Source organism: Streptomyces sp. NPDC088157 (assembly GCF_044741545.1).
Classification (GTDB): Bacteria; Actinomycetota; Actinomycetes; order Streptomycetales; family Streptomycetaceae; genus Streptomyces.
This window is the reverse complement of record NZ_JBIUSU010000002.1, coordinates 96262-119566: the sequence shown is the minus strand read 5'-3', so window position 1 is coordinate 119566 and position 23305 is coordinate 96262. Positions and strand designations below refer to the sequence as shown.

General features: G+C 70.8%; 17 protein-coding genes. 8 read left to right on the top strand and 9 right to left on the bottom strand.

Translation table 11 applies throughout. The features are described 5' to 3' along the window. Positions 1 to 97 precede the first annotated feature (97 nt). Both ACIPFH_RS06940 and ACIPFH_RS06935 read right to left on the bottom strand, forming a co-directional pair. A complete protein-coding gene (locus tag ACIPFH_RS06940) occupies positions 98 to 877 on the bottom strand; it encodes an IclR family transcriptional regulator (protein ID WP_401823955.1) in 780 nt (259 codons plus the stop codon). A gap of 18 nt (positions 878 to 895) precedes the next feature. Continuing rightward, positions 896 to 1321 carry a MarR family winged helix-turn-helix transcriptional regulator gene (locus ACIPFH_RS06935; RefSeq protein WP_401825076.1) on the bottom strand — a complete coding sequence of 142 codons (426 nt, stop codon included), beginning with the start codon at positions 1319 to 1321 and terminating at the stop codon, positions 896 to 898. Positions 1322 to 1549: 228 nt separating this feature from the next. On the opposite strand from ACIPFH_RS06935, the gene ACIPFH_RS06930 reads away from it, so the two are divergent. From ACIPFH_RS06930 to ACIPFH_RS06915, 4 genes are read left to right on the top strand one after another with little or no spacing between them, the layout of a single operon-like run. Beyond that, positions 1550 to 2467 (top strand): SDR family NAD(P)-dependent oxidoreductase, encoded by a 918-nt coding sequence (locus tag ACIPFH_RS06930; RefSeq protein WP_401823954.1) that lies wholly within the window; start codon positions 1550 to 1552, stop codon positions 2465 to 2467. Positions 2468 to 2490: 23 nt separating this feature from the next. Then, positions 2491 to 3366, top strand: a complete 876-nt coding sequence (locus tag ACIPFH_RS06925) for an amidohydrolase family protein (RefSeq protein ID WP_401825074.1) — start codon at positions 2491 to 2493, stop codon at positions 3364 to 3366. 12 nt (positions 3367 to 3378) lie between these two features. Then, positions 3379 to 4884: a long-chain fatty acid--CoA ligase gene (locus ACIPFH_RS06920; RefSeq protein ID WP_401823952.1), complete on the top strand. Its 1506-nt coding sequence runs from the start codon at positions 3379 to 3381 to the stop codon at positions 4882 to 4884. A 25-nt stretch (positions 4885 to 4909) separates the two neighbouring features. Further along, positions 4910 to 5365, top strand: coding sequence for a MaoC family dehydratase (locus tag ACIPFH_RS06915; RefSeq protein ID WP_359122286.1), 456 nt, complete (start codon positions 4910 to 4912; stop codon positions 5363 to 5365). Between the two features lie 94 nt (positions 5366 to 5459). Here the strand turns inward: ACIPFH_RS06915 and ACIPFH_RS06910 are convergent, their stop codons facing one another. The 7 genes from ACIPFH_RS06910 to ACIPFH_RS06880 all read right to left on the bottom strand — a co-directional run bounded on the left by ACIPFH_RS06910 (position 5460) and on the right by ACIPFH_RS06880 (position 16190). Beyond that, entirely contained in the window at positions 5460 to 7127 is a 1668-nt protein-coding gene (locus ACIPFH_RS06910; RefSeq protein ID WP_401823951.1) for a histidinol-phosphatase, read from the bottom strand. Between the two features lie 20 nt (positions 7128 to 7147). Further along, the gene (locus ACIPFH_RS06905) at positions 7148 to 8995 is read right to left on the bottom strand and encodes a LamG-like jellyroll fold domain-containing protein (protein ID WP_401823949.1); all 1848 of its coding nucleotides are present in this window, start codon (positions 8993 to 8995) and stop codon (positions 7148 to 7150) included. A gap of 38 nt (positions 8996 to 9033) precedes the next feature. After that, positions 9034 to 11952 (bottom strand): glycoside hydrolase family 2 TIM barrel-domain containing protein, encoded by a 2919-nt coding sequence (locus ACIPFH_RS06900; protein ID WP_401823947.1) that lies wholly within the window; start codon positions 11950 to 11952, stop codon positions 9034 to 9036. Next, positions 11949 to 12812, bottom strand: coding sequence for a carbohydrate ABC transporter permease (locus ACIPFH_RS06895; RefSeq protein WP_401823945.1), 864 nt, complete (start codon positions 12810 to 12812; stop codon positions 11949 to 11951). The genes ACIPFH_RS06900 and ACIPFH_RS06895 overlap by 4 nt, the downstream gene beginning before the upstream one ends. A 15-nt stretch (positions 12813 to 12827) precedes the next feature. Beyond that, the gene (locus tag ACIPFH_RS06890) at positions 12828 to 13790 is read right to left on the bottom strand and encodes a carbohydrate ABC transporter permease (protein WP_401823943.1); all 963 of its coding nucleotides are present in this window, start codon (positions 13788 to 13790) and stop codon (positions 12828 to 12830) included. Continuing rightward, positions 13790 to 15076 (bottom strand): ABC transporter substrate-binding protein, encoded by a 1287-nt coding sequence (locus ACIPFH_RS06885; protein WP_401823942.1) that lies wholly within the window; start codon positions 15074 to 15076, stop codon positions 13790 to 13792. The genes ACIPFH_RS06890 and ACIPFH_RS06885 overlap by 1 nt, the downstream gene beginning before the upstream one ends. Before the next feature lie 94 nt (positions 15077 to 15170). Then, entirely contained in the window at positions 15171 to 16190 is a 1020-nt protein-coding gene (locus ACIPFH_RS06880) for a carbohydrate kinase family protein (protein ID WP_401823940.1), read from the bottom strand. A gap of 159 nt (positions 16191 to 16349) precedes the next feature. Between ACIPFH_RS06880 and ACIPFH_RS06875 the strand changes: the two genes are divergently transcribed. The 4 genes from ACIPFH_RS06875 (at position 16350) to ACIPFH_RS06860 (ending at position 23062) form a co-directional block, all read left to right on the top strand. Further along, on the top strand, positions 16350 to 17114 hold the full coding sequence (locus ACIPFH_RS06875; RefSeq protein ID WP_401823938.1) for a DeoR/GlpR family DNA-binding transcription regulator: 765 nt from the start codon (positions 16350 to 16352) through the stop codon (positions 17112 to 17114). After that, complete coding sequence (locus ACIPFH_RS06870) at positions 17111 to 18448, top strand: 6-phospho-beta-glucosidase (RefSeq protein WP_359122272.1); 1338 nt, start codon at positions 17111 to 17113, stop codon at positions 18446 to 18448. The genes ACIPFH_RS06875 and ACIPFH_RS06870 overlap by 4 nt, the downstream gene beginning before the upstream one ends. Before the next feature lie 113 nt (positions 18449 to 18561). Further along, complete coding sequence (locus ACIPFH_RS06865; RefSeq protein WP_401823937.1) at positions 18562 to 21648, top strand: alpha-mannosidase; 3087 nt, start codon at positions 18562 to 18564, stop codon at positions 21646 to 21648. A gap of 163 nt (positions 21649 to 21811) precedes the next feature. Next, positions 21812 to 23062, top strand: a complete 1251-nt coding sequence (locus tag ACIPFH_RS06860; RefSeq protein WP_401823936.1) for an alpha-L-fucosidase — start codon at positions 21812 to 21814, stop codon at positions 23060 to 23062. Positions 23063 to 23305 lie beyond the last annotated feature (243 nt).

The following is a 23305-nucleotide window of genomic DNA, read 5'->3' as shown; positions in this document are numbered from 1 at the left end:
TGCGCGGACCACCGCCCGCGCCCGGTCCACAGGCCCCGACCCGCTCACCCCACGGCCGACCCGGCCTCGCGGGCCGGCGGTCGCGGGGTGCGGGAACTCACCCGGGCCGGCCCTCGGGCCGCCAGCCCAGGGCCCGGGAGATTCCGCGGGCCGCGAGACGTACCGCCGGCGCCAGCACCGGGACCTGTGCGTCGGCGTGCGGGACGACGACCGACACGGCGGCCACCACCGCGCCGCCCGGCCCGCGCACCGGCGCGGCCACCGACAGGGCGTCGTCCGTGACCTGACGGCTGCTCACCGCCACTCCCGCGCGACGTACTTCGGCGAGGGCCCGGCGCAACCGCACCGGATCGGTGATCGTGTGCGCGGTGTAGGAGGCCAACGACCCGGCACAGTAAGCCTCTTGGAGCTCGGGGTCGCTGTTGGCCAGCAGCGCGAGCCCCACGCCGGTGACGTGCAGGGGCCAGCGGGCGCCCACCCGGATGTGCACGCCGACGGCCGAACGCCCCGACAGCCACTCGGTGTAGACCACCTCGGACCCGTCCCGCACCGCCAACTGCACGTTCTCGTGCGTGGCTTCGTACAGGTCCTCCAGGAACGGCAGCGCGATCTGCCGCAACGCGAGACCACGCGGTGCCAGCGCCGCGACCTCCCACAGCCGCAGCCCCACGTGGTAGACGCCGGACGGATCGCGCTCCAGCGCGCCCCACTCCGTCAGGGCGCTCACCAGCCGGTGCGCGGTGGTGAGCGTCAGCCCGGCGCGACGGCTGATGTCGGTCAGGGACAGCGCGGGGTGCGTGTGGTCGAACGCGGCGAGCACCGCCAGCAGCCGTCCGGGCGCGGAGCGGGCGGTCGTGGCGAGGGCGCCCTGGTCCATCAGGTCCTCCTCACGGCATCAGCCGAGTCCGTCCTCGGCGATCCGCCGCAGCAGTGTGTGCAGTGTCTCGCGTTCGGCGGCGTCGAGGGGGTCCAGCAACTCGTTCGTCACCCGCAGGCCCGCCTCGTCGGTGCCGCGCAGGAACGCGCGGCCGTCCTCGGTGAGGGCGACGATCCGGCTGCGGCGGTCGTCCGGGGCCGCGCGGCGCTCGGCGAAGCCCAGCTTCTCCAGATCGTCGACGAGGCCGACGATCGCGCTCGGGTCATAGCCGAGGCGGGTGCTCAGCTCGCGTTGGAGCGCGCCCTCGGAGGTGGCCAGGAAGCGCAGTACGGCGTAGTGGCGCAGTCGCACTCCCGACTCCTGGAGAAACGTGTTGAACAACTGACCCGAGCGCAGTCCCAGGCGGTAGAGCAGGTAGCCCGTGTCCGCGTGCAGTCCGCGCATCCACGGCTCGTCCACGTCGATCGGGGCGGCGTTCACTGCGTTGTCCTGGCGGGCGATGGCGGGCTCCCTGGGCTCGGTCCCCTTCCGGGGTGGTGCGACGTACGCATTGCAGCAGATTCCAGCATGACGCACCCGTAGGACGACAACAACTATTGACGACAACAATTATTGCTCTTAGCTTCGATCTCGTAGTCCGCACCTCCGCACCCCATGTGAAGGGACACCGTCGTGCCCAGCATCGATCTCACCGGCAAGGTCGCCGTCGTCACCGGCAGCGGCCGTGGCCTCGGCCTCGCCTACGCTCATGCCCTGGCCGCCCACGGCGCCTCGGTGGTCGTCAACGACGTCGACGAGGCGGTCGCCGAGCAGGCCGTGAAGTCCCTCGTCGAGGCCGGTGGCAGGGCCGTCGCCGAGGTGGTCCCGGTCGGCACCACGGAGGCCGCACAACGGCTGGTCGACCGTGCCGTGGAGGAGTTCGGCCGGCTCGACGTCCTGGTCACCAACGCGGGCATCCTGCGCGACAAGGTGCTGTGGAAGATGAGCGACGACGACTTCGACGCGGTGATCACCACCCACCTCAAGGGCACCTTCACCTGCGCCCGCGCCGCCGCCGTACAGATGCGCGAGCAGGGCGAGGGCGGCACGCTGATCCTCGTCGGCTCCCCGGCCGGCCAGCGGGGCAACTTCGGCCAGACGAACTACGCGGCCGCCAAGGCGGGCATCGCCGCCTTCGCCCGGACCTGGTCGATGGAACTGGGCCGCGCGGGCATCACGGTCAACGCGATCGTCCCGGTCGCCGCGACCGCGATGACCGAGACCATCCCCGCCTTCGCCCCGTACGTCGAGGCCCTGAAGAACGGCGAGCCGTTCCCGGACTTCCTGCGCAAGGGCGAGGGCTTCGGCACCCCCGAGGACTGCGCGGCCCTGGTTCCCTTCCTGGCCTCCGAGGCCGCCCGGGGCATCACCGGCCAGGCCATCGGCATAGGCGGCGACAAGGTGGCACTCTGGTCGCATCCGCAGGAGATCCGCGCGGCCTACGCCGACGGCGGCTGGACGCCCGAGACCCTGGCCGACGTCTTCCCCACCTCGGTCGGTGCCGAGCTCCAGACGGTCGGCATCCCGGCCCCCAAGTTCCCGGAGGCGTGATGAGTCCCGCCGCGACCCCCTCCATGAACGTCGACGAACTGGTCGCGATCGACGTCCACACCCACGCCGAGGTGTCCTCGAAGGGCCACTCCTCGCTGGACGACGACCTGCACGACGCCTCCTCCGCCTACTTCAAGGTCGAGGGCAAGCGGAAGCCCACCCTGGAGGAGACGGCCCGCTACTACCGTGAGCGGAAGATGGCCGCCGTGATCTTCACGGTGGACGCCGAGTCCGCGACCGGAACCGCGCCGGTCCCCAACGAGGAGGTCGCCGAGGCCGCCGCCGCCAACGCCGACGTCCTCATCCCGTTCGCCTCCATCGACCCCTTCCGGGGCAGGGCGGGCGTGAAGCAGGCCCGGCGCCTGGTCGAGGAGTACGGGGTGAAGGGCTTCAAGTTCCACCCCAGCATCCAGGGCTTCTTCCCCAACGACCGCTCGGTGGCGTACGACCTGTACGAGGTGATCGAGGAGACGGGGACCATCGCCCTGTTCCACACCGGTCAGACGGGCATCGGCGCCGGAGTGCCGGGCGGCGGCGGGATCAGGCTCAAGTACTCCAACCCGCTGCACGTGGACGACGTGGCGGCCGACTTCCCGCACCTCAAGATCATCCTGGCGCATCCGTCCTTCCCCTGGCAGGACGAGGCGCTCGCCGTCGCCACGCACAAGCCGGGCGTGCACATCGACCTGTCCGGCTGGTCGCCGAAGTACTTCCCGCCGCAACTCGTTCAGTACGCCAACACGCTGCTGAAGGACAAGGTCCTCTTCGGCTCCGACTTCCCCGTCCTCACCCCCGACCGCTGGCTCGCCGACTTCGACAAGCTGACGATCAAGGACGAGGTGAAGCCGAAGATCCTCAAGGACAACGCCGCCCGTCTGCTCGGGCTCACCACACCGTAAGGGGCGTGGAAGATGCGCAACGAGGGACTGGGGTCCTGGCCCGCTCGCCGGGCCCGCAAGACCCCCAACCGCACCGCCCTGATCCACGGTGAACAGTCGACGGACTACCGCACACTGCACGCACGGACCACGCGCCTGGCTCACGCCCTGCGCGCCCGGGGCGTGCGACGCGGCGACCGCATCGCCTACCTCGGGCCGAACCACCCCTCCTACCTGGAGACCCTGTTCGCCGCCGGCACCCTCGGCGCGGTCTTCGTCCCCCTCAACACCCGCCTCGCCGGCCCCGAGATCGCCTACCAGCTCGCCGACTCGGGCGCCAAGGCACTCGTCTACGGTCCCTCGCACGCGGGCCTGGTCGCCGGGCTGCCCGGCAACACGGACGTCCGGACGTACGTCGAGGTCGGCGCCGAATACGAGGAGGCGCTCGCCGGGGCCTCCGACGAGCCGATCGACACACCGGTCACCCCCGACGACACCTGCGTCATCATGTACACCTCGGGCACGACCGGCCGACCCAAGGGCGCCATGCTCACGCACGGCAACCTCACCTGGAACGCGCTCAACGTCCTCGTCGACACCGATCTGATCGCCGACGAACGCGCCCTGGTCTCCGCGCCGTTGTTCCACACGGCCGGCCTGAACATGCTCACCCTGCCGGTGCTCCTCAAGGGCGGTTGCTGCGTCCTGGTCGAGGCCTTCGACCCACAGGCCACGTTCGACCTGATCGAGCAGCACCGGATCACCTTCATGTTCGGGGTGCCGACGATGTTCGAGCAGGTGGCCCGGCACCCGCGCTGGGCGGACGCGGACCTGTCCAGCCTGCGGATCCTGACCTGCGGCGGCTCCCCGGTGTCGACCCCGCTGATCGCCGCCTACCAGCGACGCGGACTCACGTTCCTGCAGGGCTACGGCATGACCGAGGCGTCCCCCGGCACGCTGTTCCTGGACGCCGAGCACGCGGTCAGCAAGGCGGGCTCGGCCGGCGTCCCGCACTTCTTCAGCGACGTACGGGTCCTGCGCCCCGACCTCGCACCCGTCGAGGTCGGCGAGACCGGCGAGGTCGTCGTCCGAGGGCCGCACGTCATGCCCGGCTACTGGGGACTGCCCGAGGAGACGGCCGCCTCCTTCGCCGACGGCTGGTTCCGCAGCGGGGACGCGGCCCGGGTCGACGAGGACGGTTACGTGCACATCGTCGACCGCATCAAGGACATGATCATCTCGGGTGGGGAGAACATCTACCCCGCCGAGATCGAGGACCTGCTCCTCGCCCACCCCGACATCGTGGAGTGCGCGGTCATCGGCGTGTCCGACGACAAGTGGGGCGAGGTGCCGCGCGCGGTGGTCGTCCCCCGTGCGGGCGCCGCGCTCGACCCCGACGAGGTGCTGGCCTCGCTGGCCGGGCGGCTCGCCAAGTACAAGATCCCCAAGTCGGTGGTGGTGGCGGACGAACTCCCGCGCACCGCCTCCGGAAAACTCCTCAAGTCCCGGGTGCGCTCCCGGTTCGGCACCGACTCCTGAACAACTCTCCTGTGAGGAACGGCATATGAGCATCACCGTCAACGGTCTCGACGAGCTGAAGAAGCTGGCCGGGAGCGACCTGGGCACCAGCGAGTGGATCGAGGTCACCCAGGAGCGCATCGACACGTTCGCCGACGCGACCGGCGACCACCAGTGGATCCACGTGGACCCGGAGAAGGCCGCGGAAGGTCCCTTCGGCGCGCCGATCGCCCACGGTTACCTCACGCTCTCCCTGTTCATCCCGCTGTTCACCGAGCTGCTGGACGTTCAGGGCGTGACGACGAAGGTCAACTACGGCTTGAACAAGGTCCGTTTCCCCTCGCCGGTCAAGGTCGGCTCGCGCATCCGCCTGGTGGCCAAGCTGACCGAGGTCGAGGAGGTGCCCGGCGGGGCGCAGATCACCGTCGACGGGGCGATCGAGATCGAGGGCGGGGCGAAGCCCGCGGCCGTGTTGCAGAGCCTGTCGCGCTTCTACGCGTGAGTGTGTCTCGCCAGGCTCCGTAGGGCTTGACGTCGCGGGGAACTGCGGGCCGGCCGCGCCGGTCGCGCAGTTCCCCGCGCCCCTTCGGGGCACTTCACCCGACGACGTCCACGAAGACCGGGTTGGAGTAGAACCAGGTGTCGGCCCACGGGTCGCCGTTGCCCGGCTCGTGCGGGATCGGGCCGCGCGGGTCCACGGAGGCTCCCAGGTAACCGGTTCCGTTCCGCTTGCCGTCGCTGCCGCGCAGGCGGACGTAGCAGGACTCGTCGCCGACGGTGAACGGGACGCGCAGGGTGTAGGTCCCCTTGCGGCCGCTCACGTCCTTCGTGTGGACGACCCTCGTGTCGGGGGCCCGCCAGGTGTCCCGGTCGGGCACGGCGCCGCGCACCGCGCCCCGGATCACGTCCACGTGCGCCAACTCCGGCACGACGCCCTGAGGGTTGGGGCGGGAGGCGCTGGTGACGGTGATGTCCAGGGTGAGCCTCTCGCCCTTGCGCACCCGCAGCCGGCCGCCGAGCGTGACGCCCCGCCCGTCGCCGTGCTCCCGTCGCAGCCGCACCTCCAGGCCGTCGAGCAGATGCCCGTGGTCCAGCCAGACCCGCCCCTCGCGCAGCCCCGTCATCACCGCGCGGTAGCCGTAGCGGGTCACACCGACGTGGGTGCGGCTGAACTGGCCGGGCCAGAAGTCGCTGCCCGGCTGCGCGGTGTCGGTGTTCACCGGGTCGGGCAGCCTGCCGGTGTTGTCGAAGTTCTGTCCGGCGGGCCAGTCGCCGTTCTTCCAGGTGTCGAAGACGGTCCGGTGGTTGTCGGAGTTGGTGGTGATCGAGAACAGCCGGCCCTCGGCCAGCATCGAGTCCCACAGGCCGCCGACGGTCGCGGTGGCCCAGTCGAATCCGCCGTACGTGAGGTAGGCGTCCGCCGGGTAGCCCGCCCAGGACTGGGCCGACGGCTTGTTCTCGTACTCACCGCGGATGGACGTGGCCCCACGCCAGCCGGGAAGCGCCGCGCCCTGGGCGCCGGGCGCGCCCTCCATGCCGATCACGATCTCGGGGGCCGCGTCGCGCCAGTTGCGCATCTCGTGCGGCGAGTCGATGCCGAGGCGCAGCGGGTGGTTGGCGAGGACGAGGACGTCGTCGACGTAGCCGGTGCGGCGCTGCTCGGCCAGCCACTGGACGGCCTTGACGGCGTGCGCCTCGTTGCGGGCGGTGTCGGCCGCGCCTGCGGCACCCTCGGTGTAGTTGAGCAGCTTGCCGTCGTAGGCGAGCTCGAACCGGGTGAGCAGGTCGACCTCGTGCGGGCCGGGCGCGGCGAACACCGTGCAGTGTTCGGCGGCCGGGATGTACCACTCGAGGCCCTGGAAGATCAGCTGGCGCGGGTTCGCGGCCCGGGCCTTGACTATCTCCTTGTGCTCCAGCGCGGCACCGTAGTAGGCGTGCCCGAAGTTGGAGTGTTCGTTGAACACCATCCAGTCGAGGCCGTACCGGGCGGCGGCCCGGGCCTGCTGGGAGAAGGTGTACTTCGCGTCGTGACTGTAGACGGAGTGGACATGGTGGTCGCCGACCAGGTAGGCGAGCCGCGGGTCCTCACCGCCGTGGCCCCGGCCGGTGGCGGCGACGGCCGGGGTGGCGGCGCCGCCGAGGGCGAACGCTGCGCCGAAGAGGCCGGCGCGGCGCAGAAGTCCGCGCCTCGACACGCCCTGGGCATCGAGGTCGGTGGGTGAGACGGACGGATCGGCCCAGGCGGGCAGTTGCTGCTCGGTCACGGTGATCCTCGCGAAGGGTTTCAGTGGTTCATGAAGGAGGTGACGGGCAGCGCCCGCGCGACGATCCGGACGTCGCCGAGGCGGCCGTGCAGGATCTGGTCGATCTGCCCGCCGTACTCGTAACCGCCGAGCAGCCACGGCAGCCCGACGGAGGCGACGCCGACGGCCGCCGCCTTCGGGTTGCGCACCACCGGGCAGCCTTCGACATACAGCGTGGTGTGCCGGCCGTCGTTGACGACCGCGATGTGCCACCAGGTCTCCAGGGGGGTCTCCTGACCCCAGTTGGTGGCGATGCCCTCCTGGTTCAGCGGACGCATCGCCCACTGCGGTTCCCGGTCGTTGGAGAGGGAGAGCGTGGCCAGCGGTTCGTCGGGGTCGTCCCCGGACTTGCCCGCGGCTCCGCCCGTGCCGGTCCGGCTGACCAGTCCCGACCAGGCGTGGTGCGACGGATCCCAGTCGGCGGGCAGGCGGTAGAACGCCTCGATGGTGTAGCCGTCCCTGAAGGTGGCCGAGTTCAGCGGAGCGCCGTCCACGGTGCGCAGGTAGGCGCCCTTCAGCGGGGACTTGTATCCCTGGAACTCCAGACCGCCGTGGCCGGGTTGGTCGGGGTGGTGGTCGGCCGACCAGCCGAGGGCGCCGCCGCCCACCGTGACGAGGGTGAGGTCGTTGCCGCGCCCGGACAGATCACGGACGGTGCCGCTGACCGCCGTGCCGTCGTCGTGGCCGTCGAAGCGCCAGTAGGCGACCGTGTCGCGCACCAGCACCTTCGTCGCGGGCCGGGCGGCACGCGCGGGCACCGGGTCGAAGCCCGCGAAGCGCTCGGTGAAGTCGATGTCGACCGTGAACCGGTCGGCGTCGCCGCTCAGTTCGGTCTCCTGCCGCTCCAGCTCGTTGAGTCCCTTTGCGGCCCGGCCGAGGATCCACGGGGAGACCGTCTCCACGTCGATGACTTTCCGGTCGAGGTCGAAGCGGTAGAGCCGGATCATCGCGGCACCACCGAAGTACCGGTTCTGATAGTTCGTCAGGTGCAGATGGACGTCATGTCCGGCCGCGTTCGTGCGTATCGCCCGACCGGCGGGCCAGTAGTGCCCGTTGAGGGTGAGGAAGATCTGGTCGTGGTCCTCGATCAGGCGGTCCCACAGCTGCTGCCCGTACGCCGACAGGGAGTCGTCCTCGACGACCAGTTCGTGCGTGGTCAGGACGACCGGTGTCCTCGGGTGCCGGGCGAGGACGTCGGCGGCCCAGGCGTACCCCTTGTCCGACAGCCGCCAGTCCAGCGCCAGCACCATCCATTCCCGGCCGCCCGCCCGGAACACGTGGAAGGTGTTGTACCCGTCGGGGGAGGCCCCTTTGAACGTGGACTTCCCCCGGAAGCGCTGCGGTCCGAAGGCGTCCAGGTACGGCGTCGCGCCGCGCTGGTCGGTCGTCGACGACTTCACGTCGTGGTTGCCGGCCAGCACGCTGTAGCCGACCCCGCGCCGGTCGAGCAGCCCGAACGCCTCGCTGATCGCGGTGACTTCGTCCTTGGCCCCGTTCTGGGTGAGGTCGCCGAGGTGGGACAGGAACACGAGGTTCTCGGCACCGCCCTCGTCGCCGCGCTCCAGGAGATACCGAAGGGAGGCCTCGACCGGCGCCCTGTCGATGCTCGGGCCGTCGAAGAGGTACTGCGTATCGGGCATCACGGCCAGTGTGAAGCGGCGGCTTTCGGGGTCCGGGCGCCACTTGGCGGAGGCCGCCTCGGCAGCGGCCGGCAGTGCGAGGCCGGCCGTGGCGGCCGCGCCGAGCAGCGCGGTGGCCCGGAGGAAACCGCGTCTTCCGGCACCGGCCTGCGCGGTCTCGCCCTGTTCGTGGGCATGCGAAGTACACACGTGCGCTCCGTAGGAAGTCCGTTGCTGGGAAAGGGGGGTCAGAGAACGCGCAGGGTCCAGCTCCAGCGGTGGACGCCCGGTGCGACGAGGTAGGAGGGGAAGGTGTCGGGGCCGCATGACGCCGTGCCCAGGCCGCGGTGCGCCGCGTCGAGGTGCACCACGCAGCCGGCGCGCGGGACGAGTTCGTCGTGGTGGGAGACGGCGGTCAGGTCCTCGGCGCGGTAGCGCGTGACGGAGACCTGGCGCGGCTCGTCCAGTGTGATTGCGAGGCCCGTGGCGTCCGGCGCCGAGAGCGTGAAGCTCCGCACACCGTGCCGGCCGCCACTCTCCTGCGGTCGCAGATACGGGGTGAACAACTCGTCGACCTCGGCCCGGTGATGGCCCACCGGGGCGCCTGCGCTCCGGTCGGGGTACGACTCCCAGGGGCCCTGTCCGAACCACTCCAGCCGGTCCAGTCCCGCCAGCGTCTCGAAGACCGAGCCGACGCGTGCCACGTCGTCGAACTCCGTGGGCAGTTCGGCCTGTTCGTCGATCCGCAGGCCGCCCTCGACCGGTGTGAAGACCTGCCGGTGGCGGACGACGCCGGTGGTGCCGGCGTACTCGGCGAGCACGCAGACCCCGTCGCCCTCCTGGTGCACGGCGACCAGCTTGCGCACGAGGGCGTCCAGGCCCCAGGTCCGCCAGCGCAGCGCCATCCCGCCCAGCTCGTCGTTGTCGGTGGGCGCCCGCCACAGCGACAACGCCGGCGCGGCGTTCAGCAGCGGGTGGACGAGCAGTCCGTCGGCGTCGATCTCGACACGGCCGGAACCCACGCTCTCCTCGACCGGCACCGGCGCCCGCAACCGCACCTGCGGCGCGCACACCCGAGTGCCCCGCGGAGCCCACGGCAGATCCTGTGCCGTCGTGACCCGCAGCGTCAGCCACGCCTCGCCGCCCTCCTCCGGCAACGTGAACGGCAGCGGCACCACAGCCGTCCCGCCGGGCGGGAGGTCGGGCAGCTCGGCCGAGGCGGTGAGCGTCCCGCCGTGGGCGAGCGACAGCTCCCACTCGCCCGCCAGCCACTCCAGGCCGCGGAAGTGCTGGTGGTTGGAGACGACCAGCCCCTCGGGCCGGACGCCCTGGAGCCGTACCGGCGCGGCGAGTTCCCGGTGCTCGAACATCACCGGCTTCGGAGTGCGGTCCGGGAAGACGACACCGTCCGCGATGAACGCGCCGTCGTGGTCCTTCTCGCCGAAGTCGCCGCCGTACGCCCAGCGGTACCCGGGCGCGGCGACACCGTTGTCATGGAGTCCGGCGCCCCCACGCCCGACCGGTCTTCCGTCGTTCACACGCTGAAGAATGCCGTGGTCCCAGAACTCCCAGATGAACCCGCCCTGAAGACCCGGGGTGGCCTCGATGGCGGCCCAGTGGTCGGCCAGCGTGCCGTTGCTGTTGCCCATGGCGTGGGAGTACTCGCACTGGATGAGCGGCTTGGTCTGCTGCCCGGACAGCGCGTGCGCCACGCAGTCCTCCAGGGGCGCGTACATCGGGCAGGCGACGTCGGAGGCCACCTGCGGATCGGCCCAGCCGCGCTTGGCGGCCCCCTCGTACTGCACCGGCCGGGTCGGGTCGTGCCGGCGCACCCAGCCCGCGGCCGCGTCGTGGTTGGCGCCGTAGTCGGACTCGTTGCCCAGCGACCAGATGATGACCGACGGGTGGTTCTTGTCCCGCAGCACCATCCGCGAGACCCGGTCGACGAAGGCGTTCAGATAGCGCGGGTCGTCGGCGATCTCGTGGGCGTGGTCGTGGGACTCGATGTCCGCCTCGTCGACGACGTAGAAACCGAGCTCGTCGGCGAGGTCGTACAGCCCGGGGTCGTTCGGGTAGTGCGCGGTGCGGATCGCGTTGAAGCCGAAACGCTTCAGCAGGACCAGGTCCGCGCGCATGTCCTCGGATGACACCGTCCGCCCCGTCAGCGGGTGGAAGTCGTGCCGGTTCACCCCCCGGATGAAGATCCGCTCACCGTTGACCAGCAGATCCCGGCCGACGATCGTGACGTCGCGGAAGCCGACCCGGTGGCGGGAGGTGTCGGCGACGGTGCCGTCGGCTCGGTGCAGCCGGACCGTCAGGCCGTACAGCTCGGGCGTCTCGGCCGTCCAGGTGCGTACCTCGGGCACCCGCGCGCGCAGGCGTGCCTCGCCGAGGAAGGCGGAGACGCGCTCGTCCTCGGCGTTGGCCAGGTCGAACTCCGCGTCCCGCGTCAGCGTCAGCCCGTCCAGCTCACCGCTGACGTACCACCCCTCGGGCAGTGCCCCGCCCGAGTCCCGCACCTGGCAGTCGACCCGCAGCTCACCGTCGCGCGCCGCCCGAACGGTCACGTCGGCGAGCCGCAGCGGGTCGGTGGCGTACAGCAGCACCGAGCGGGTGATGCCGCCGTGCCACCACTGGTCCTGGTCCTCGATGTGCGAGGCGTCCGACCACTTGACGACCGTCAGCCGTACGACGGACCGGCCGCCCGCGCGTACGACACCCGAGAGATCGAACTCGGCCGCCAGATGGGAGTCCTTGGAGATGCCGACGGGCCGCCCGTCCACATGGACCAGCAGCACACTCTCGGCGGCCCCCACCTGGAGCACGATCCGGCGCCCGGCCCACCCGGCGGGAATGTCGACCTCCCGCTCGTACACACCCGTCGGATTGCCGGCGGGCGACAGCGGCGGGAATTCCGTATACGGCATACGGATGTTCAGATACTGCGGAAGGTCGTCCGTGTCCTGCATGGTCCATACGCCGGGCACGGCCGCAGTCGACCAGGGACCGCCGACCGGCGCGTCCGGAGCGGACAGCAACCGGAAACGCCAGTCACCGTCCAGGGAGTGTGCTCCGGAGCGCCGGTCGACGGCGTTCATGGGCAGCCGTCCCCACGAGGTCACCTCTGGCGCCTCCCAGGGGCGGAGCGTCAGCAGCGGATCCGTCACTTGATCGCTCCCTTCGCGAGGTCGCCGATCATCTGGCGGGCGCCGATCGCGAACACGATCAGCAGGGGGACGAGGGCGAGGAGCGCGCCGGTCATGACCATTCCGTAGTCCGTGGTGCCATGGGTGCCGTTGAGCTGGGACAGGGCGACCTGGAGGGTCACGTTGTCCGGGTTGGTGAGGGCGATCAGAGGCCAGGCGTAGTCGTTCCACTGGCCCATGAACGTGAAGATGCCGAGGAAGGCCAGGCCGGGCCGGACCACCGGGAGGGCCACGTGCCAGTACTGGCGCAGGAAGTGCGCGCCGTCGATGCGGGAGGCGTCGAGGAGTTCGTCGTGGATCGCGCCCTTCATGTACTGGCGCATCCAGAAGATGCCGAACGCGTTGGCGGCCGCCGGCACGATCAGCGCCGTCATCGAGCCGATCCAGCCGAGCTTCGCCATGATGACGAACTGGGGGATGGCCTGGAGCTGCGCCGGGACCATGAAGATGAACATGAGCAGCACGAACAGCAGCCGCTTGCCCGGGAACTCGAACTTGGCGAAGACGAAGGCGGCCAGCGAGTCGAAGAACAGGACCAGGAAGGTCACCGACCCCGCCACCAGCATCGAGTTGAACATCGAGCCGAAGAAGTCGATGTTGTCGAAGAGGCTGCGGACGTTCTCCGGGAAGTGCGTGCCCGGCAGCAGTTTGGGCGGGTAGGAGAAGATCTCCGACGACGTGTGCGTCGACATGATCACGGCCCAGTAGAACGGGAAGGCCGAGAGCAGGACGCCGACGACGAGGCCGGCGTGCAGCGCGATCCCCCGGCGGCGGGTCCCGTCGATCCTCTTGGTACGCCGGGTTCCTTGGATGGATGCCATGGTGTGCGGGCCTCCCTAGTCTTCGCCCCGGCGCTGCACCAGGCGCCAGTTGATGATCGAGAAGAGGACGACGACGAGGAAGATGCCCCACGCCACGGCGGCGCCGTAGCCGAAGTCGTTGTTGTCGAAGGTCTGCTGGAAGAAGTAGAGAACCATCGTCCGGCCGGCGTGACCCGGCCCGCCCGAGAACGTCGAGTCGTTCGAGGTGTTCTGGAGCAGCACCTGGGGTTCGGAGAAGCTCTGGAGGCCGGTGACCGTCGACACGACGAGCACGAACAGCAGCACCGGCCGCATCATGGGCAGTGTGATCCGGAAGAACGTCTGCACCGGACCGGCGCCGTCCATGCGCGCCGCCTCGTACAGCTCGCCCGGGACGGTCTGGAGGCCGGCGAGGAAGATGATCGCGTTGTAGCCGGTCCACTGCCAGGTCATCAGCGTCGCGATGGCGATCTTGATGCCCCAGGGTGTGTTCAGCCAGGCGATCTGGTCGAAGCCGATCGCCTGGAGGAACGCGTTCACCAGGCCGAAGTTGGTGGAGAAGACCGAGCCGAAGATGATCGCGATCGCCACGACCGAGGTGACGTTCGGCAGGAAGTAGGCGACGCGGTAGAGGTTCTTGAAACGGACCGCCGAGTTGAGCATCACGGCCGTCACCATCGCCAGGAAGATCATGGGGAAGGTGGCCAGCGCCCAGATGACGATCGTGGTCCCGATCGAGCTCCAGAACTCGGAATCGCTCAGCAGGTACTGGTACTGCGACAGCCCCGCCCACTCCATCGAGCCGAGGCCGTCCCAGCGGTGGAAGGAGAGATAGAGCGAGAAACCGACGGGGATCAGGCCGAAGCAGAGGAAGAGCAGGTAGAAGGGTGAGATCGCGGCATAGAGGTGCCAGTACTTCCGGAAGCCCTCACGGGGCTGTGCGACGGGGACGTCCGCCACGACCGCCGGGGGCTTCTCCAGCGTGCGCAGGGTGGCCATCAGTAGCTCACCCCCAGGTGCTTCGCGATGCGCCGGCATTTGCTCATGGCGTCACTCCAGGCCTGCTCCGGGTCCTTGCCGAGGACGCCGACGTTCTTGATCTCGTCCTTGATGGGCTGCCCGAGCGCGACGTCGAAAGGGCTGTTGTAGGCGACCGCGATCTTCTGCGCCGCCGGACCGAAGACGTCCATCGTGACCTGACCGCCGAAGAACTCGTCCGGCTCGCGCACCTGCCCGAGGTCGTAGGAGGCGGGCGTCGAGGGAAAGAGTCCGGCGTCCACGAAGCCCTGCGCCTGGTTGCCGGCGTCCAGCATCCAGCTGATGATCTGGAACGCCCGCTCGGGTTCCCGGCACGCCTTGGTGACCGACAGGAAGGAGCCGCCGTTGTTGGAGGGCCGCACGGGCATGTCGGCCACCCGCCAGCGGCCCTTGGTCTTCGGCACGCCGTTCTTGAGGTCGCTGGTGGCCCAGGACGCGCCCAGCTGGCTCGGCAGCTTGCCGTCCTCGACCGCCGACAGCTGGTCCGGGGTGCCGTTGACCAGGTTCGATACGATCTTGCGCTGTTTCGCCTCGACGGCGAGCGCCCAGGCGTTGCGCACATGCTCCTGGTCGCCGATGAAGTTGCGGTCCTTGTCGACGTACCGGGCGCTGCCCTGCTGGACCGCGTTCTCGAAGACGCTGTTGACGTCGGTGAGCAGGAAGGTCCCCGGTATCCGCTGCCTGAGCCGCTCGCCCGCCGCGAAGAACTTCTCCCAGGTGTCGAGCTCCTTCGACACGTCCGCGGGCTCGTGGGGCAGGCCCGCCTTCCGGAAGACGGCGTACTGGTAGAAGTGCGCCACGGGCCCGCAGTCGATCGGGAAGCCGACCATCGTGCCGTCGTCCGCGATGCCCTGCTCCCACTTCCAGGGCAGGTACCGGGACCTGTACCGGTCCGCGCCGAGCGTGCGCAGGTCCACGAACTGGTCGGCGTTGGGCAGATAGGACGCCATGTCCTCGCCCTTGAGGCCCGCGATGTCGGGGACGTGGGCGCGGCCGGCCATCGTGGTGATCAGCTTCGACCGGTAGTAGCCGCCGATCTTGACGGCCTCGAGGTCGACCGAGCTGTCGTAGCGGGCCTTGGCGTTCTTGACGACCGTGTCGCCCAGACCTCCGTCCCAGTACCACAGGACCATGTTCCGGCCGGTGGAACCGGTCGGAACGGCACAGCCGGACGCCAGGCCGCCGAGCGCCGCGGCGGCCGAACCGGCCAGGCCCGCACGGAGCAGGCCTCTACGTGAGAGCCGCACAGCTCCCACCGCCTTTCGGATCTGTTCGCGTCTTCGCAGACGGGGTGCAATTCGAGGGGCATGCGAGGGGGTTGTCTTCTTGGTGCGGGCGCGGTCAGGGCCGCGGGGCGGGCGGGGTGACCGGGGCGTACCGCACCGGCGGGCCCACGTCCGCCGGGATGCGGTCGGCGAGGAAGGCGTACGCCCGCTTGAGCTCGGGGTCGCGCAGCGCGCGCCACCACCGGTCGACGCCGTACCACCCGGGGGCCGCCAGCGCCCCGCCGTGGTGCTGTACCGAGAGCCCGGCGGCGAGGACGGCGAACCGCAGCCGTTCCACGAGCGGCCAGCCGCCCAGTGAGGCGGCGACGAAGCTCGCGCCGAACACGTCACCGGCGCCCGTCGCGTCCAGGACATCGATGTCAAGGGCGGGCACCTCCGCGTACTCCCCGGTCGCCTGGTCGACCGCGACCGCGCCGTCGGCGCCCCGGGTGACCACGGCCACCGGCACCAGCTCCGCGAGGATGCCGAGCGCGGCGACCGCGCTGTCGGTGCGGGTGTACGCCATCGCCTCGGTCTCGTTGGGCAGGAAGGCGTGGCACAGGGCGAGCTGTTCGAGCAGGTCGGTGGACCACTGCCGGGTGGGGTCCCAGCCGACGTCGGCGTAGATCCGGGTGCCGTTCGCGGCCGCCTTGGCGAGCCAGGCGCGCGGTTCGGCCTCCAGGTGCACGAGGGCCGTGAGCGCCTCGGGCGGGTCGCCCATCAGCACGTCCTGGGAGTACGGCGGCTCCTGACCGTGGGTGACGAGGGCGCGGTCGTGACCGTGCGCGAGGGCGACGGTGACCGGCGTGTGCCAGCCGGCGCCCACGCGGGACAGGCCGAGGTCGACGCCCTCCTGGCCGGCGAGGACCTCGTGGCAGTGGGCGCCGTAGAAGTCGTCGCCGAAGACCGTGGCCAGCGAGGTCCTGAGGCCGAAGCGGGCGGCGGCCACCGCGAGGTTGGCGATGCCACCGGGGCCGCAGCCCATGCCGGCCGTCCAGATCTCCTCGCCCGGCGTCGGCGGCCCGCCGAGCCCCGTGAGGACGAGGTCGTAGAAGAGCAGCCCGGTGAGCAGTACCTCGGGCCGGTCGTCGTCCACCGCACATCCTCCTCACCGGGGGAGCTCGTCCTGTTCGGGTGAGCCCGTCAAATCTCTTCAATTCGGTGACCGGAATCGTGCGCCCCTCGGCGACATTGGTCAATACCTCAGCAGAAGTGAGCATAGATTTGATTGAAGATGACGAGTAGTGTTCATGCCGTGCTGGCAGAACGACGACATCAACTCATCCTGCGGGCCCTGCGCTCCGGTGGCCCCGCAGCCGTGACCGATCTCTCCGAGCAGCTGGGTGTGAGCCCTGCCACGATCCGGCGCGACCTGGTGAAACTCGAGGAGGACGGCCTGCTCACCCGGGTGCACGGCGGCGCCGTCGCGGAGGAGGGCGACCAGCCCTTCGCCGAGGTCGCCGAGGTGCGCGTGGGCGAGAAGGACGCCATAGCCGCGCACGCCGCGGCCATGGTCGCCGACGGTCAGTCGGTCCTCCTCGACATCGGCACCACCGCCTACCGCCTGGCCCGGCAGCTGCACGGCCGCCGGCTCACGGTCATCACCAGCAACCTCGTGGTCTACGAGGAGCTCGCCGACGACGAGGGCATCGAGCTGGTCCTGCTCGGCGGCATGGTCCGCCGCGAGTACCGCTCCCTGGTCGGCTTCCTCACCGAGGACAACCTGCGGCAGCTGCACGCCGACTGGCTCTTCCTCGGCACCAGTGGAGTGCGTCCGGGCGGGCAGGTGATGGACACGACGGTCGTCGAGGTGCCGGTGAAGCGGGCCATGATCAAGGCCGGTGACAAGGTCGTCCTGCTCGCCGACTCGGCGAAGTTCCCGGGTACGGGCATGGCGAAGGTCTGCGGTCCCGAGGACCTGGACGTGGTGGTGACGGACACGCCGGTCGATCCGGCGACCCGGTCCTCCTTGGAGGAGGCGGGCGTCGAGGTGGTCGTGGCAGGAAAGGTGCAAGAGTGAAACTGACGATTCTGGGCGGCGGCGGGTTCCGGGTGCCGCTCGTCTACGGGGCGCTCCTGACGGACCGCGCCGAGGGCCGGGTCACGGAAGTCGTTCTGCACGATCTGGACGACAGCCGACTGCACGCGGTCGCCCGTGTACTGGATGAGCAGGCGGCCGCCGTCCCCGACGCGCCCCGGGTGACCGCCACCACCGACCTCGACGAGGCTCTGCGCGGCGCCGACTTCATCTTCTCCGCGATCCGCGTCGGCGGCCTCGAGGGCCGCGCGAACGACGAGCGGGTCGCCCTGGCCGAGGGCGTCCTCGGCCAGGAGACGGTCGGCGCCGGAGGCATCGCCTACGGTCTGCGGACGGTCCCCGTCGCCGTCGACATCGCCCGTCGGGTGGCCCGCCTGGCCCCCGACGCCTGGGTCATCAACTTCACCAACCCGGCGGGGCTGGTCACCGAGGCCATGTCCCGCCACCTCGGCGACCGGGTGATCGGCATCTGCGACTCGCCGGTCGGGCTGGGCCGCCGGATCGCCCGCGTGCTCGGCGCGAACCCGAAAGAGGCGTGGATCGACTACGTCGGCCTCAACCACCTCGGCTGGGTCCGTGGCCTGCGGGTCGCCGGTCGCGACGAACTCCCGCGGCTGCTCGCCGACCCCGACCTGCTCGGCTCCTTCGAGGAGGGCAAGCTGTTCGGCGTCGACTGGCTCCAGTCCCTCGGCGCGATCCCCAACGAGTATCTGCACTACTACTACTTCAACCGGGAAGCCGTACGGGCCTACCAGCAGGTCGAGAAGACCCGCGGCGCCTTCCTGGCCGACCAGCAGGCCCGCTTCTACGAGGAGATGAAGCGTCCCGGCGCCGCGGCCCTGACCGCCTGGGACCGTACCCGCGCCGAACGCGAGGCCACCTACATGGCCGAGAACCGGGAGACGGCCGGCGCCGGCGAACGCGACGCCGACGACCTCTCCGGCGGCTACGAGAAGGTGGCCCTCGCCCTGATGCGGGCCATCGCCCGGGACGAGCGCACCACCCTGATCCTCAACGTGCGCAACCAGGGCACCCTCTCGGTGCTGGACGCGGACGCCGTCATCGAGGTGCCCTGCCTCGTCGACGCCAACGGCGCGCATCCGGTGGCCGTGGCCCCGCTGCCCGAGCACGCCACCGGTCTGGTCTGCGCGGTGAAGGGCGTCGAGCGCGAGGTGCTGGCCGCCGCCGAGTCCGGCTCCCGGTCGACGGCCGTGAAGGCGTTCGCACTGCACCCGCTGGTCGACTCGGTCAACGTGGCCCGCAAGCTGGTCGAGGGCTACACCGACGTCCACCCGGGGCTGGCGTACCTTAAGTGAGCGCCGGAGGGAAAGCGCTTTCCCCGCTTGCCCTCCCTCCTCCTTCCCTCCGGCGCACCGAGCCCCCGGCCCCCGGCCTCCCGCCCCTCGTGGTCCCTCTCTGGAGATTCCCCATGCATGACGAACGCCGCCGCATCGAGGAGCGCGTCGAGCGCGTCCACAATCAGCGCGTCAAGCCCGCGATCTACGCCGCCGGCGTGCCCTTCGAGGTCGAGGCCTGGCAGGCGCCGGGAGAGCCGGTCCCCTTCGAGGAGGCCGCGGCCGCCGTCTACCAGCCCTTCGCGATGGACACCCCGTGGGGCCCGCCCTGGGGCACCACCTGGTTCCGGATGCGCGGCCAGGTGCCCGCCGAGTGGGCCGGCAAGCGCGTCGAGGCCGTCATCGACCTCGGCTTCGTGGGCGACTGGCCCGGCAACCAGGCCGAGGCCCTCGTCCACCTCGCCGACGGGACGCCGCTCAAGGCGGTCAACCCGCTCAACCAGTACGTGCCGATCGGCAACCCGGCGACGGGCGGGGAGAGCATCGACTACCTGGTCGAGGCGGCCTCCAACCCGGACATCCTGGCGAACGACTTCGCGGGCCCCACCCTGCTGGGCGATGTGCTGACGGCAGGCGACCGTCCGCTGTACACATTCCGCCGAGCCGACATCGCCGTCCTCGACGAGGAGGTCTGGCACCTCGACCTCGACCTCCAGGTGCTGCGCGAGCTCATGGTCCACCTCGGCGAGCACGAGCCGCGCCGCCACGAGATCATGCACGCCCTGGACCGCGCCATGGACACCCTCGACCTCGACGACGTCTCCGGCAGCGCCGCGGCCGTCCGCGCGGTCCTCGCACCCGTACTGGCCAGCCCCGCCCACGCCAGCGCCCACACCATCTCCGGTGTCGGTCACGCGCACATCGACTCCGCCTGGCTGTGGCCGATCCGCGAGACGAAGCGCAAGACCTCCCGCACCTTCTCCAACGTCACCTCGCTCGCCGAGGAGTACGACGACTTCATCTTCGCCTGCTCGCAGGCCCAGCAGTACGAGTGGGTGCGCGACAACTACCCGCAGGTGTGGGCGCGCATCCAGGAGTCGGTGAAGAACGGGCAGTGGGCGCCGGTCGGCGGCATGTGGGTCGAGTCCGACGGCAACCTGCCCGGCGGCGAGGCGATCGCCCGCCAGCTGGTGCACGGCAAGCGGTTCTTCATCGAGCACTTCGGCATCGAGACGAAGGGTGTCTGGCTGCCGGACTCCTTCGGCTACAACGCCGCCTACCCGCAGCTCGCCAAGCTCGCCGGGAACGAGTGGTTCCTCACCCAGAAGATCTCCTGGAACCAGACGAACAAGTTCCCTCACCACACCTTCTGGTGGGAGGGCATCGACGGGACCCGCATCTTCACCCACTTCCCGCCCGTCGACACCTACAACGCGCGGTTCAGCGGCGAGGAGATGGACCGCGCCGTGCGCAACTACTCGGAGAAGGGCGGCGGTACGCGTTCCCTGGCGCCCTTCGGCTGGGGCGACGGCGGTGGCGGCCCCACCCGCGAGATCATGGAACGGGCACGCAGGCTGGCCGACCTGGAGGGCTCCCCGAAGGTCGTCGTCGAACACCCGGACACGTTCTTCGCCAAGGCCCGCGCGGAGTACCCGGACGCGCCCGTCTGGGTCGGCGAGCTCTACCTGGAACTGCACCGGGCCACCTACACCACCCAGGCCCGCACCAAGCAGGGCAACCGGCGCAGCGAACACAGGCTGCGCGAGGCCGAGTTGTGGGCGACCACGGCCGCACTGCACGCGCCGGGCTACGCCTACCCGTACGCGAAGCTCGACCGGCTCTGGAAGACGGTGCTGCTGCACCAGTTCCACGACATCCTGCCGGGTTCCTCGATCGCCTGGGTGCACCGCGAGGCGGAGGCCGAGTACGCGCGGGTCGCCGAGGAGCTGGAGGTGCTGACGGCCGAGGCGGTCGCCGCGCTGGGCGGCGGGCAAGCGGGCGGCGACCCGCGTGGCGGCGCGCTCCGCGTGTTCAACACGAGCCCCTACGGGCGCGCCGAGGTGGTCCGCACGCCCGAGGGCGCACCGGCGTACGTCGAGGTGCCCGCGAACGGCAGCGCGCCGCTGACCGGCGCGGAGCTCCCGCAGCCGGTGACGGTCTCCGGCCGGGTCCTCGACAACGGACTGGTCCGTGTACAGGTGGCGGAAGACGGAACACTGTCCTCTGTGTACGACCTGCGGGCGGACCGCGAGGTCCTCGCCGACCAGGGCAACCTGCTGCGCCTGCACACCGACCTCCCCAACTACTGGGACGCCTGGGACATCGACAAGCACTACCAGAACCGCTACACCGACCTGCTGGAGCCGGACGCGGTGACGGTCGTCGAGGACGATCCGCTCGTCGGCGCCATCCGGGTCACGCGCTCCTTCGGCAAGGGCTCGACCCTCACCCAGACCATCACCCTGCGCGCCGGCAGCCCCCGCGTGGACTTCGAGACCGACCTCGACTGGCACGAGGCGGAGAAGATCCTCAAGGCGGCCTTCCCGGTGGACATCAGGGCGCCGCACTCCTCCGCCGAGATCCAGTTCGGCCACATCCAGCGCCCCACCCACACCAACACCAGCTGGGAGGCGGCCCGGTTCGAGGTCTCCGGCCACCGCTGGGTGCACATCGGCGAGCCCGGCTACGGCGTCGCGGTCATCAACGACTCCACCTACGGCCACGACGTCTCCCGCACGGTCCGCGAGGACGGCGGTACGACCACCACGGTCCGCCTCAGTCTGGTCCGCGCCCCGCGGATCCCGGACCCCGAGGCCGACCAGGGCCGGCACCGCTTCAGCTACGCGCTGCTCCCCGGCGCGAGCATCGAGGACGCGGTCGCCGAGGGCTACTCCCTCAACCTCCCGCTGCGCGTGGCCGACGCGTCGGACGCCGGCCCCGGCCCCGTCGTCTCGGCGGACGGCGACGGCATCACCGTCGAGGCGGTGAAGCTCGCCGACGACGAGTCCGGGGACGTCGTCGTCCGGCTCTACGAGTCCCGCGGCGGCCGGGCCACCGGCACCCTGCGCACGGGCTTCCCGCTCGCGGGCGCCCAGGTGACCGACCTGCTGGAGCGGCCGCTGGAGCCCGCGACCGTCGGCGAGGACGGCGCCGTCGCCGTCGTGCTGCGGCCCTTCCAGATCCTGACGCTCCGCCTGGCACGCGCCGCCACCGGCCGCTAGGCCCTGTCCGCGAGGTCCCACCCGGCCCTGCGGGCGGACGGCGCTGCTTCGCGGACACGACCCGGGCCGGACACGGCCCGGCACCGGCCCCCACGGGCGGGCGCGCCCTCGAAGCGCGCCCGCCCCGCTCCCGAAGAACCCTGCTCTGCGGAGGAGTTCACTCGTGCCCATGCAAACCTGGTTCACCGACGCCAAGTTGGGGATCTTCGTCCACTGGGGGATCTACGCCGTGGACGGCGTCCAGGAGTCCTGGTCGTTCTACGACGACATCGTGCCCCACGACCGGTACATGTCCCAGCTCGACCGCTTCACCGGCGCACACTACGATCCGCGCGCCTGGGCCGACCTGTTCGCCCGCGCCGGCGCCCGGTACGCCGTCCTCACCAGCCGCCACCACGACGGCGTCGCCCTGTGGGACACGGCGTACGGGGATCTGAACCTGGGTCGCGACTATCTCACCGGCTACGCCGACGCCCTGCGGGAGAAGGGGCTCAAGGTCGGTCTGTACTACTCGCACTCCGACTGGAACCACCCGGACTACGCCACCACCCGCAAGCCGGGCCGCCCGCCGGAGATGGAGGACAACCGCTACTCCGAGTGCTCCGCCGAGGACGAGGACCTCGAGGCCTGGGAGCGGTTCCTCGCCTACCGGGACGGCCAGGTCCGCGAGCTGGCCTCCCGCTACCGGCCCGACCTGATGTGGTTCGACGGTGAGTGGGAACGCGGCGAGGAGCAGTGGCGCATCATGGAGCTCGCCACGCTGATCCGCTCGTACTCCCCGGACGTCGTCTTCAACGCCCGCATGCTCAGCGAGGGCGACTACGCCACGCCCGAACAGGGCGCCCCCATCGAACCCCCTGCCGGGCCGTGGGAGTTGTGTCTCACCATCAACGACTCGTGGGGCTACCGGCACCACGACCACCACCACAAGTCGCTCACCCAGCTGGTCCGCTACTTCACCGAGACCATCGGCGGCGGCGGCAACCTGCTGCTCGACGTCGGCCCGATGGAGGACGGCACCGTCCCGCAGCCGCAGGCCGAGCGCCTCGAAGGTCTGGGGGAGTGGATCCGCAAGCACGAGGAGGCCGTCTACGGGACGGTGCGGGGGCTCCCGGCAGGGCACCACTACGGGCCCAGCACCCTCTCCGCCGACCGGCGCACCCTCTACCTCACCCTGTTCGACATCCCGCGTTCCGAGATCGGTGTCCGGGGTCTGGTCACGCCGGTCCGTAGGGTCACGGTGCTCGGTACCGGAACGGAACTGGCCCACCGCGTGGTGGGAGGCCTGCACGAGGCGGTCGGCGTGCTGTGGATCGACCCGCCGGCCGGGTCCGACCTCGACCCGCACGCCACGGTCCTCGCGGTGGAACTGGACGGCGAACTGGAGCTGTACCGGGGGTCGGGACGCTTCTGAGGCGCCCTGCCGCGCACGGCGCGGTCGCGAGAGCGGGGCGGGCCGGCAGGTCGGCCGGACGGCCGGACACAGGCGGTTCCGGTGGGACGAACCGGGCGGGCACGGCGTTTCGGGTCGGGGGGGCGGGCCCCCCGCCCGCCGCCCCCCCGCCCCCCCCCCCCCGCCCCCGGCGGCCGCCCCCCCCCCCCCCGGGGGGGCCCCCGGTTGGGCGGGGGAGGCCCCCCGCCCCCGGGCAGCAGCCAC